At 70.5% G+C, this 12068-nt stretch carries 8 protein-coding genes and 1 pseudogene; 3 read left to right on the forward strand and 6 right to left on the reverse strand.

Translation table 11 applies throughout. From position 1 onward, the window contains the following. Window positions 1–34: 34 nt before the first annotated feature. Entirely contained in the window at window positions 35–934 is a 900-nt protein-coding gene (locus tag ACFWN1_RS26855; protein WP_384367076.1) for a glycoside hydrolase family 19 protein, read from the reverse strand. Window positions 935–1211: 277 nt separating this feature from the next. Continuing rightward, window positions 1212–3077 carry an asparagine synthase (glutamine-hydrolyzing) gene (gene asnB / locus ACFWN1_RS26860; protein ID WP_384367079.1) on the reverse strand — a complete coding sequence of 622 codons (1866 nt, stop codon included), beginning with the start codon at window positions 3075–3077 and terminating at the stop codon, window positions 1212–1214. A 417-nt stretch (window positions 3078–3494) separates the two neighbouring features. Between asnB and ACFWN1_RS26865 the strand changes: the two genes are divergently transcribed. Continuing rightward, window positions 3495–4649: a glutathione-independent formaldehyde dehydrogenase gene (locus ACFWN1_RS26865; protein WP_384367082.1), complete on the forward strand. Its 1155-nt coding sequence runs from the start codon at window positions 3495–3497 to the stop codon at window positions 4647–4649. Window positions 4650–4670: 21 nt separating this feature from the next. Here the strand turns inward: ACFWN1_RS26865 and ACFWN1_RS26870 are convergent, their stop codons facing one another. Continuing rightward, window positions 4671–4958: a hypothetical protein gene (locus ACFWN1_RS26870; RefSeq protein ID WP_384367085.1), complete on the reverse strand. Its 288-nt coding sequence runs from the start codon at window positions 4956–4958 to the stop codon at window positions 4671–4673. A gap of 269 nt (window positions 4959–5227) precedes the next feature. Between ACFWN1_RS26870 and ACFWN1_RS26875 the strand changes: the two genes are divergently transcribed. Next, window positions 5228–6601 (forward strand): NAD-dependent succinate-semialdehyde dehydrogenase, encoded by a 1374-nt coding sequence (locus tag ACFWN1_RS26875; protein ID WP_384367088.1) that lies wholly within the window; start codon window positions 5228–5230, stop codon window positions 6599–6601. A 37-nt stretch (window positions 6602–6638) separates the two neighbouring features. Then, entirely contained in the window at window positions 6639–8030 is a 1392-nt protein-coding gene (locus ACFWN1_RS26880) for a mycothione reductase (protein WP_384367091.1), read from the forward strand. A gap of 151 nt (window positions 8031–8181) precedes the next feature. On the opposite strand, the gene ACFWN1_RS26885 is transcribed toward ACFWN1_RS26880, so the two are convergent. The 3 genes and pseudogenes from ACFWN1_RS26885 to ACFWN1_RS26895 form a co-directional block, all read right to left on the reverse strand. Beyond that, complete coding sequence (locus ACFWN1_RS26885; RefSeq protein WP_384367095.1) at window positions 8182–10959, reverse strand: lectin; 2778 nt, start codon at window positions 10957–10959, stop codon at window positions 8182–8184. 163 nt (window positions 10960–11122) lie between these two features. Then, window positions 11123–11869, reverse strand: coding sequence for a YqjF family protein (locus ACFWN1_RS26890; RefSeq protein ID WP_384367097.1), 747 nt, complete (start codon window positions 11867–11869; stop codon window positions 11123–11125). Beyond that, window positions 11866–12068 (reverse strand): annotated as a pseudogene (locus ACFWN1_RS26895) (hypothetical protein); the annotation flags it as partial. The pseudogene ACFWN1_RS26895 and the gene ACFWN1_RS26890, both read right to left, overlap by 4 nt.

Consider the following 12068-nt stretch of genomic DNA (forward strand, 5'->3'; position numbering starts at 1 on the left):
GGGTGGCCGTGGCGCGCCGGGTGCGGGGTCCTCGTCAGCAGTAGAGGTTGCCGCCGGGGGAGACGCCGAGGATCTGCGAGAAGCGCTGGTAGGCGTCGACGCGGCTCTGCACCTGGGCGGGGTTGCGGCCGTCGCACTCCAGGGAGCCGTTGATGCTGCGGATCGTCTGCCCGAAGCCCGCCTGGTTCACGATGGCGTTGTGCGGGGTCATGGAGCCGGGACCGGACTGGGTGTTCCAGTACCAGAGGCCGGTCTTCCAGGCGACGGCGCTGTCGTTCTGCACCAGGTACGGGTTGTGCAGCAGGTCGATGCCGAGCGCGTCGCCGGCCGCCTTGTAGTTGAAGTTCCAGCTGAGCTGGATCGGGCCGCGCCCGTAGTACGCCGCCTGGCCTGCCGGGCAGCCGTACGGCTGGCTCCAGTCGCAGTACGCCGGGTAGTTCGCGGTGTTCTGCTCCACCACGTAGAACAGGCCGCCGGTCTCGTGGTTCACGTTGGCGAGGAAGGCCGCGGCCTCCTGCTTCTTCACCGAGTCGCTGCCGGTCTTGGCGAAGCCGGGGAAGGCGCCGAGCGCGTTCACCAGCCCGCTGTAGGAGTAGAACGAGTTCCGGTTCGGGAACATCTGGTTGAACTGGGCCTCACTGACCACGAAGTCGCCGGCGGGAGTGTTCCCGCCGCCTCCGTCGCAGTTGTACGGGTCCCAGAACCAGGTGCTGATGATCGGGTCGTAGCCCGGGTTGTCGTGCTCGGCGATGTACGCCCTGCCGTCCGTGTACCGGACGATGTCACCGGTCCGGTACGACTTGCCGGCCACCCAGTTCGGGTAGCTCGAACAGGAGGCCGCCGGAGCGGCCGAGGCGGCCGGCGCCGGGAGCAGCGTGGGGGCCACTGCGAGGGCGAGCGCGGCCAGCGCGGCGGAGATGTGTCGTCTCGACACTGAATCAACTCCTAGAGATGCCACGGCCGTTCCCGCGCAGGGCGGAACGCGGACGCGCTCAGCGCGGGCATGCCGGAGACACCGGCGAAGGCGTGGGGGGCGGCCGTGATGGGGGGTGTGGGCCACACTCAAACGTATTGGTCTGTACCAGTCAAGGGGATATGCGGAAGAGAGCTGAAGTTCCGTCAACTCACCTGTCTGTGAGCGGAGTCAGTGGCTGCGGGCACGAGTGAGCGCCGCCGGCGGAACCAGCGGCGCTCACTCGGAGAAACGGGCCTCAGCCGATGCTCACCTCGGGCGAGTACAGGTCCAGCCACACGGCGAGGTCGAGCGTCCGCTCCAGCCCCCGCCGGGCCGCCTGGGTACCGGTGAGGGGCTCGCGCTCCGCGATCCCGCGGACCTTCTCGCGGTCGAGGAGGTCGAAGACGCGGTGGGAGGGCCGGGCCAGCAGGTCCTTGACCTGGGTCTGGAGGGCGCGGCCGTAGCCGGGGTCCTGGGTCGAGGGGTAGGGGCTCTTGACGCGGTCGTACACCGAGCGGGGCAGCGCGTCCGCCGTGGCCTCCCGGAGCAGGCTCTTCTCGCGGCCGTCGAACGACTTCAGCGCCCAGGGCGTGTTGTAGACGTACTCCACGAGCCGGTGGTCGCAGAACGGCACCCGCACCTCCAGCCCGACCGCCATGCTCATCCGGTCCTTGCGGTCGAGCAGGACGCGCACGAAACGGGTGAGGTGCAGGTGGGACATCCGTCGCATGCGGAACTCGAAGTCGCTCTCGCCGCCGAGGCGTTCGACGCCGGCGGCCGCCGTGCGGAAGCCGTCCGCGACATATCCCGGCAGGTCCAGCGCCTCCTCCAGGTCGGGCCGCAGCACATCGGTGTCGTCGCCGAAGTGGCGGCCGAAGGCCACCAGCCAGGGAAAGGTGTCCGCGTGCCGGGCCTCCTCGTCGAAGAACTGGAGGTAGCCGCCGAAGACCTCGTCCGCCGACTCGCCCGACAGCGCCACCGTGGAGTGGTCCCGGATGGCCCGGAAGAGCAGCAGGAGCGAGGCGTCCATGTCGCCGAACCCGGCGGGCAGGTCACGGGCCCGGATCACCTGCTCGCGCGCGGTGGGATCGGCGAGCGAGCGCACGTCGAGGACGATGTCCTGGTGCTCGGTCCCGGCGCGCCGGGCCACGTCGTGCACGAAGGGGGCGTCGGGCGTCCCGCGCAGCTCGTCCGCGACGAAGTTGTCCGCCTGCCCGGCGAAGTCGACCGCGAAGCTGCGCACCTTCTCGCCCCGCTCCGCGAGCTGTCCGGCGGCCAGCGCGGTCATGGCGGAGGAGTCCAGGCCCCCGGAGAGCAGGGTGCAGCGCGGCACGTCAGCGACCATCTGGCGGCGCACGATGTCGTCCAGCAGGGTGCGGACGGTGGCGATCGTCGTGTCCCGGTCGTCGGTGTGCGGCCGGGTCTCCAGCCGCCAGTACACCCGGGTACGCGGCCCGGACCGGTCGACGGTGACGACGGTGCCCGGCTCGACCTCGCGCATGCCGTCCCACACGGCGTGCCCGGGGGTCCTGACCATGGTGAACAGCTCCCGCAGGCCGTCCAGTGAGACCCGGGGGCGGGCCAGCGGGCTGGCGAGGATCGCCTTGGGCTCGGAGCCGAACAGGACGCCGTCGGCGGTGGGGTGGTAGTACAAGGGCTTGATGCCCATCCGGTCGCGGATCATCACCAGCTTGTCGTGCCGGCCGTCCCAGACGGCGAACGCGTACATGCCGTTCAGCCGCTCGGCCACCGCGTCCCCCCACTCCAGATAGCCGCGCAGGAAGACCTCGGTGTCGGAGTCGGTGGTGAACCGGTGCCCGCGGTCGGTGAGTTCGCGGCGCAGCTCGGTGAAGTTGTACGCCTCTCCCGAGTAGACGAGGGCGATGTTCCCCTCGGCCGTGTGGACGGACATCGGCTGCCGTCCGCCGGGCAGGTCGATGATGGCGAGCCGGCGGTGCCCCAGCGCGGCGGGTCCCTCCGCCCAGACGCCCCGGTCGTCCGGACCCCGGCAGGCCATCGTCGCGGTCATCGCGTCCAGTGCCGTCGCGGCCGCTCCGGAGTCCCCGGCGGCCTCGGCGCCGAGATCACGGTCGAAGGACACCCAGCCGGTGATGCCGCACATGTGCTGCCTCCTGCCTGCGGCGCACCGCTGACCTGCTGCTTCCCACGGACACAGGGCCGGGCCGCCGAACCAGTTGTATCGGGCACCTATACGTCGAGCGTCCGCCCGGCACCCCCGCCCGGTCAACGCCCCCGCAACTCCCACGACACGTCCCGCCCGGGGTCACGGCCGTACTTTGCCGCAGCGAGAACCGGTACGGGCCAGGTGAGCGGGGGGACGACGGCACGAACAAGCCATGCGCAAAAAATTCGCAAATCCGGCGCTAACGGGCGGGTTGCAGTGCCCGGCCGAGGGGCGTTACCTGGAAGCAACGGCGGTGAATCGAGGGCTGCGGGCCCGGCACGGTCGCGCCTCCTGGCGTGTCCCGGCGGCCCGCTCCGGCACCGTCATCCAGCACTAGACGCGGAGGTGACACAGGTGAAAGCCGTTGTCTACGAAAGGCCCTTCAGCGTCACGGTGGAGGAAGTCGACGATCCGCAGATCCAGCACCCCAACGACGTGATCGTCCGCATCACCTCGTCCGCGATCTGCGGTTCCGACCTGCACATGTACGAAGGGCGAACGGCGGCCGAGCCGGGCATCGTCTTCGGTCACGAGAACCTCGGCGTGATCGAGGAGATCGGCGACGGCGTGACCTCGCTGTCCGTGGGGGACCGCGTCGTCATGCCGTTCAACGTGGCGTGCGGGTTCTGCAAGAACTGCCTCGCCGGCGAGACCGGGTTCTGCCTGACCGTGAACCCCGGCTTCGCGGGCGGCGCGTACGGCTATGTGGCCATGGGCCCCTACACGGGCGGCCAGGCCGAGCGGCTGCGGGTGCCCTTCGCCGACTTCAACTGCCTGAAGCTGCCTGAGGGCGACGAGAACGAGACCGACTACATCCTGCTGGCCGACATCTTCCCCACCGGCTACCACGGCTGCGAACTCGCCCAGGTCTCACCCGGCGAGACCGTCGCGGTGTACGGGGCCGGCCCGGTGGGCCTGATGGCCGCCTACTCGGCACTGCTGCGCGGGGCGGCCAAGGTGTTCGTGGTCGACCGGGTGCCCGAACGGCTCGCCAAGGCCGAGGAGATCGGGGCCATCCCGATCGACTTCACCAAGGGCGACCCGGCCGGGCAGATCAAGGCGCAGACGAACGGCGAGGGCACCGACAAGGGCATCGACGCCGTGGGCTACCAGGCCCAGACCGGTGACGACAGCGGCCACGAGGAACCCGCGATCGTCCTCAACCAACTGGTGGAGACGGTCCGGCCGACCGGCCGGCTCGGCATCCCCGGCCTGTACGTGCCGTCAGACCCCGGCGGGCCCGACGAACACGCCAAGCACGGCCAACTCCTGGTCTCGATCGGCAAGATGTTCGAGAAGGGCCAGAAGATGGGCACGGGTCAGTGCAACGTCAAGAAGTACAACCGCCAGTTGCGCGACCTGATCGCCTCAGGCCGCGCCCGGCCGAGCTTCGTGGTGTCGCACGAACTGCCCCTGGAGGACGCCCCGCGGGCGTACGACAAGTTCGACAAGCGGATCGAGGGCTACACCAAGGTCGTACTGCACCCCGGCCACGGCCTCGCGGCGTGAACCGGGGCTCCGGCCCGCCGGTCAGGCGTGCTGGGCGGTGATCTTCCGTCCCGGCGCGGCGTGGTGGGCCGGAGCGTCCTTGTCCGAGGCACGCAGCCGCTGGAGCCAGAGCGTCGCCGTGACCAGCAGCCCGGCGAACAGGGTGAGCAGGAGCACGGAGACCCACATCTGGGAGCTGCCGGGATGCATCCAGCCCGTCCAGATCGCGGCGGTGAGCCACAGGGCCACGCCGGTCGCGTAGAAGGCACGCACCCGGCGCAACTGCCGTACGGCTCGCATGATTCGGGAGTGATCGGTCTTCGCTGCCATGCGCCCCCGTATACCCCCGATCCCGCGCGGTACGACCTCGTGATCGCGAACTCTTGCCGCACGACAGGTCCGCCCTGGTCAGAGACGTGTGACGACCAGGGCGGACGACTTTGCCGTGCCCCTCGGTCTCCGCTCCAGGCAGTCGCGCACCCCGGCCGCCGTCGTGTGTTCCGGGCCTGCCGAGGGGTAGCCGGTAGGCCGTACCGCCCGGTGACACGCGGCCGCCGCCACCCGTCGCGGCTTTCCGGACCGGAGAACGAGAGGACGTCATGGAGCACTACCGAATCGTCAACCCCGCCACCGGCGAGACCGAGCGGGAGTACCCCACCGCGACCGACGCGGAACTGCGTGAGGCGCTCCAGCTCGCCGGCACCGCGCAGCGCGAGTGGGCCGCCCGGCCGCCCGAGGAGCGCGCGGCCGTGCTGCACCGGGTGGCCGACCTCTACGAGGAGCGCCGGGACCAGCTCGCCGGGATCATCACCCGGGAGATGGGCAAGCCGGTCAAGCAGGGCCTCGGCGAGATCGCCATCGTCGTCTCGATCTACCGGTACTACGCCGACCACGGCGAGGACTTCCTGAAGGAGGAGGAGCTGGACGTGGCCTCCGGCGGCCGTGCCGTCATCCGCAAGGAGGCCGTCGGCACCCTGCTCGGGATCATGCCGTGGAACTTCCCTTACTACCAGGTCGCCCGCTTCGCCGCGCCGAACCTGATGCTGGGCAACGCGATCCTGCTCAAGCACGCCCCGCAGTGTCCGGAGTCCGCGCTGGAGATGGAGCGGATCTTCCAGGACGCCGGGCTGCCGAAGGGGGCGTACATCAACATCTTCGCCACCAACGCGCAGATCGAGGACGTGATCGCCGACGATCGCATCCAGGGCGTCTCCCTCACCGGCTCCGAGCGGGCGGGCGCCGCCGTGGCCGAGATCGCGGGCCGGAACCTGAAGAAGGTCGTGCTGGAGCTGGGCGGCTCCGACCCCTATCTGATCCTCGGCGTCTCGGACATGTCCCGCGTCGTGAAGAACACCCTCCAGGGCCGCATGCTCAACGCGGGCCAGGCGTGCAACTCCGCCAAGCGCATCATCGCGCTGGACGCGCACTACGACGACTTCGCCGAGCAGTACACCGAGGCGGTCCGCCGCATCGTCCCCGGCGACCCCACCGACCCCGGCACCTTCATGGGCCCGCTCTCCTCGGAGAAAGCCGTCGAGACCCTCGACGAGCAGGTCCAGGACGCCATCTCCAAGGGCGCGACCGTGCTGGCGGGCGGCCGTCGCGTGGACCGGCCGGGCTCCTGGTACGAGCCGACGGTGCTCGCGGGCATCACGCCCGACATGCGGGCCTACAAGGAGGAGCTGTTCGGCCCGGTCGCACTGCTGTTCAAGGTCGGTTCCGAGGACGAGGCGGTCGAGTTCGCCAACAACTCGCCGTACGGACTGAGCGCCTCGGTGCAGACCGACGACGACGAGCAGGCCGACCGGGTGGCCCAGCGCCTGGCCACCGGCATGGTGTTCCTCGGCGGTCCCGCCGGCACCGCCGCCGAGCTGCCCTTCGGCGGCGTCAAGCGGTCCGGCTTCGGCCGGGAACTCGGCCGCTACGGCATGGAGGAGTTCGCCAACCACAAGCTGGTCCGCGTCACCCGCTGAGGGGCATGAACACCGGCTGACGGGACACATTCCCGGCATGCGCACTCATGACCTCATCGTCATCGGAGCCGGCTCGGGCAACGCCCTCGTCGACGACCGCTTCGCCCGTCTGGACGTCGCTGTCGTCGCCGAGGGCCCTTTCGGCGGCACCTGTCTCAACGCGGGCTGCATCCCGAGCAAGATGCTCGCCGCCGGTGCCGACGTGGCCGACACCGTCCGCGAGGCCGGCCGCCACGACGTGGACGCAGAGCTGCGCCGGGTGCGCTGGGCCGACGCCCGCGAGCGGGTGTTCGGCCGCCTCGACACCGCCGCCAAGGAGGGCGAGGAGGGGCGCCGGGCTTCGGACAACATCACCGTCTACCGGGGACGCGCCCGCTTCACCGGCGACCGCCGGCTCAGCGTGGAGACGGAGAGCGGCCCGGTGGAGCTGCGTGCCGACCGGATCGTGGTCGCGGCGGGCGGACGGCCCGTCGTACCCCCGGTGGTCGCCGACTCCGGGCTGCCCTACGAGACCTCAGACACCGTGATGCGGCTGGAAGCCCCGCCGGAGCGGCTGGTCGTGCTCGGCGGCGGGTACATCGCCGCCGAACTCGCCCACGTCTTCCACTCGGCGGGCAGCCACGTCACCGTGGTAGAGCAGCGGGACCGGCTGCTGGCCCAGCAGGACGAAGCCATCTCCGAGGCGTTCACCGACATCGTGCGCGACCGGTGGGACCTGCGGCTGGGGCGCGAGCTGACCGAGGTCTCCGGGGAGCCCGGCGACCTGCGGCTCACCCTGGACGACGGCACCGAACTGCGCGCAGGCACCCTGCTGGTGGCCGTCGGCCGCCGCCCCAACGGGGACCGCCTCGGCCTTGAGGCGGCCGGGGTCGACGCCGAGGACGGCCGGATCACCGTGGACGAGCACCTGCGCACCAGTGCCGAGGGCGTATGGGCGCTCGGGGACGTGTCCACGCCCGTACCGCTCAAGCACGTCGCCAACCGCGAGGCCGAGGTGGTCGCGCACAACCTGCTCCACCCGGACGACCCGCGCACGATGAGCTACGACGCGGTGCCCGCCGCCGTGTTCACCCGCCCGCAGATCGCCCGGATCGGCCTCACCGAACAGGAGGCACGCGAGCAGGGCCTCGACTACGCCACCGCCACCCACCGGTACGAGGACGTGGCCTACGGCTGGGCCCTCGAGGAGACCCAGGGCTTCTGCAAGGTGCTCGTCGACCGGCGCACCGGCCGCCTGCTCGGTGCCCATCTGCTCGGACCGCAGGCGGCCACCCTCATCCAGCCGCTGGTCGTGGCCCAGACCTTCGGCATCACGGCGCGCGACCTGGCGGAGCAGCCGCTGTGGATTCACCCCGCCCTGACCGAGGTCGTGGAGAACGCCCTGCGCGACCTGGACGACCTGGACGACCTGGACGACCCAGCCTCCTGAGCATCACGTCCGCCGCGTCACGTCCGCTGGAAGAACTCCACCTCCGCCGGCGCGAGCGAGCGAGGCACCGCACGGGCATCGCTGGTGCCCGAACGTCCAGGTCGGCCGAGTGTGGCCCCGCCCGGGGGCGGACGGAACCACACTCAGGTACTCAGGCCGCCGGGAGGGCCCACTTCTGGGCCGCCGTCCCGTTGCAGGTGTAGATCTGCAAGCGGGTGCCCTCCGCCGTGGCGGAGTTGGGATCGTCCAGGCACAGGCCGGAGTTCGCGTTCTTCAGGGAGCCGTCCGAGCCGGCCGTCCACTTCTGCGCGCCGCTGCCGTTGCAGGCGTAGAGCTGGACGAGAGTGCCGTTGGCCGTACCGCTGTTCGTCACATCGAGGCACTTGCCGAGCGTGCGCAGGGTGCCGTCCGAGGCGACCGTCCAGTCCTGGGCGTACGTACCGTTGCAGGTCCAGAGCTGGATCGCGGTGCGGTCCGCCGTAGCGGAGTTGGCGTCGTCCACACAGAGCGAGGAACTGACACCGGACTTCACCGGCCCCACCCGGGGCTTGGCCGGGGCGGAGGTGTCACCGGGGTACGACGGGGGAGCGGCGGAAGTGCCGCTCGCCCATGCGGTGTTGGCGGTGGTCCCCAGGGTGAAGCCGAGGGTGCCGCCCGAAGTGAGTGCGGTCGTCGGGGCGTAGGCGTTGTTCCACGCCGAGCCGTTGAAGGTCGCGGACTGGACATAGGGGGCGTTGTCCGCCGCGCCGGAGCCGTTGACGGTGAGCGTCTTGCCCGAGGGCAGCGTGATCTGCGCCTGCGGGAACAGCGGGGAACCGAGGGCGAGATCGGCCGTGCCCGGCGTCATCGGGAACATGCCGAGCGCCGACCAGACGTACCAGGCGCTCATCGCGCCCAGGTCGTCGTTGCCGTCGGCAAGCCCTGCGGGGGAGTTGGACCAGATCTGGTCCTGGACCGCCCGCACCGTCGCCTGGGTCTTGTACGGCAGGCCGATGTAGTCGTACTCCCAGGGGAGTTCGATGCTCGGCTCGTTGCCCACCCAGGCGTAGCCGTCCGCGCCGGTGTAGCTGCGCAGCACGGTGTCCAGGTAGTCGCCCATCACCTTGTTGCCGCCCTTGGCGGTGGCGAGCCCGGCCACGTTGAACGGCACCATGCCGGTGTAGATCCAGGAGTCGGCCTCCACCATGTCCGTCCCGCTGGTCGGGTCGAACCCGCCGGTCCAGGTACCGTCGAGGTTGCGCGGCTGGACGAAGCCGGAGGCCGGGTTGAGGACGTTTCGCCAGTCCTGCGCCCGGTGCGCGTACGTCTTCTGGCTCCCGCTGTCGCCCAGGGCGCCGGCGAAGGCGGAGAGGGCGAAGTCGGCGGTGTCGTACTCCAGTGTGGTGGCGACGGGGCCGTAGAAGTTGCAGCATCCGTAGCTGCCGTCGTGCGGCTCGTACCCCGGGTTGTCGAGGTAATTGAGGCCAGGACGGTCGTTGTTGGCGGTGCCGGCCTGCTTCAGCAGGCCCGTGAGGGCCGCCGAGGTGTCGAAGTTCCGTGCGCCGAAGGCGTAGTAGTCGGCGATGATCGCGGCTGCCGGGTCACCGACCATGACGTAGGACTCGCCGTTGTTCTCCGACCACTTGGGGAAGATGCCGGTCTGCTGGTAGTCGTCGACCATCGACTGGGCCGTGTCGGAGGCCACTTGGGGACTGACCAGCGCCTCCAACTGGGCCTGGGAACGGTAGATGTCCCAGCCGGAGTAGTTGGCGTACGCGGCCCGGTGGCCGGAGTCCACCGTGTGCGTCCTGCCGTCGAAGCCGAAGTACTGCCCATTGGTGTCGCTGATGACGTTCGGGTGCAGCAGCGAGTGGTAGAGCGCGGTGTAGAAGATCTTCTGCTGGTCCGGGGTCCCGCCGCCGATCAGCACCTTGCCCAGTGCCGAGTCCCAGGCGTCGTGCGCCGAGGTGCGAAGGGCGTCGAAGTTCCAGTTGGGGTTCTCGGCGGCCCGGTTGGCGCTCGCGTTGGCGACAGAGACGTAGGAGACGCCCACCTTGGCCTGGACGACCTGGCCTGCGGTGGTGTCGAAAGTGACGTGGGCGTTGGACGCGGCGGCCTCAGGGGTCGCGCCGCCCTTGACGGCCTTGGGCGCGGTTCCGTGCAGGCGGGGGTGGTTGGCCTCGTCCGCCGCGTTCTTCCCGGCCCGCTTCACACTCGGCGCCGACTTCGGCGCCGCGAGCGAGCTGCCGCTGGTGGCGAACGGCCGGTCGAAGACCATGTCGAAGTACACGGTGTAGCTGTTCCCGGCCCCGCAGAACCGCCCGCTCGTGACCTGACCGCTGACCTCGGTGCTGGACACCACGTTGAACTGGGTCGAACTCCCGCCGTTCTGGCTGCCGTTCAGCTTGAACAACAGGTTCGCCTGAGTGGTGGCCGGGAAGGTGAACCGCGCCATCCCGCTCCGCGTGGTCGTGGCCAGCTCGGTGGTCACCTTGTTGTCCAGCGCGACCTTGTACGAACCCGCCGTGGCGGACTCGTTGGCGTGCGAGAAGGAGTCGGTCGCCGAGTTGTTGACGGCACCGACCGTCGGCAGAATCGGCACGTCCCCCGCCGCTCCGCAGCCGGGCCCGGCGATGTGCGTGAGGCTGAACCCGGTGATCGAGGAGTCCTTGTACTCGTACCCCCCGCCCGGCGGCCGCGACGAGGTGTCCGGACTCCACTGCACCATGCCGAACGGCACGTCCGCGCCGGGAAAGTCATTGGCGTCGTTGGACGTGCCGATGAACGGGTTGACCAGATCGGCCGGATGGGCCACGAAATCAGCGGCCCGCGCGGGCGCCGCCGAAGCGGGCAGCGCGTACGCACCGACGAGCGCGGCCCCCGCGACGGCGGCAGCCGCCGCGTAGCCCCGACGGGATCGCCGGGGTCTGCCTAACGAGATCCAGGACATCGTTCTGTGCCTCCTGTGGGAGTGGGGGAGAGCGAGGCGGAACCGGGAACCTCCTTGGCGTGAGGTGACAACGTTGTCTCAGCGCTGTGGCAACGTAGTGGTGGGTCGTGCTCACGTCAATGCTGTGCGTGAGGGCGGCTCGAAGTCCGGGTGGTCCGGGTCCCTAGGCCAGCCGGAGCGGCGGGCCGAAGCGGACGGGGACGCCGGGTGCGTAGAGCACACTGACGGGATCGCCGGCCGGGGTGGACAGCCCGGCTGCCGCGATGGCCGTTTCGTCGTACGAGGTCAGCTCGCGGCGGGTGAACGTCCACCGGGGGTGAGTGTTCGGCAAGTAGTACGTGCGGCCCCGGAGTTGGGTGTGCAGGCCCCAGCGGCAGGTGAGGAAGTGCTCCAGGGCGTTCGCCTCGTACGGCTCGGGGGAGATCTCGGCCCGGACGCGCGCGCCCGCTCCGGAACCGTCGCGCCGGAGGCTGGCGTAGGAGATCCCGGTGCCGGTGCGGCGGGTGTGGATGCGGGCCCAGCGGTAGGGCAGGCCGAACGCCGCCTGAGCCGTCAGGACGGGCAGCAGGCGGTCGCAGTCCAGGGAGCGGAACACCACTCCGCGCCGCCCGAGGGCGTCCCTGCTGTACAGGCGGACGTTCACCTCGCCGAAGCTGCCCAGGTAGGGGAACGCGGGTCCCCGGCCGAGGGCCAGGTGGTCCATGCGGAAGAAGACGAGGCCGACGTAGGTGCGGCCCAGGTGGAGGTCGGGAGAGGTGCCCGGGGGCAGCAGGCGTGCCACCTCGTCGGGGTCGGCGGCCCAGTGCAGGAAGACAAGTTCGCGCCACCACTGCCGGAACAGGACCCGCGAGAGGGGGCGCGGTGGCAGGGGCGTGACGTCCTCCACCCGATCGGACACGCCTGCTGTCATGGAGTACCCCGCTTCGCCCCTGCCGGTACCGCCTCGGGTCCCACGACCCGCGCGTCCGTGCGTATGCCCTCCACGATCGCGTCGACGGCCTCGGCCACCGTGATGCCCGGCGGCAGAGCCGGAGCGGTGCCGGTCACCGCGCGCCCGGCGAAGCCGGACTCGACGTGGGGCAGGCAGATCTCCAGCACCCCCACCCCGG

The organism is Streptomyces sp. NPDC058459 (assembly GCF_042721685.1).
Lineage (GTDB): Bacteria > Actinomycetota > Actinomycetes > Streptomycetales > Streptomycetaceae > Streptomyces.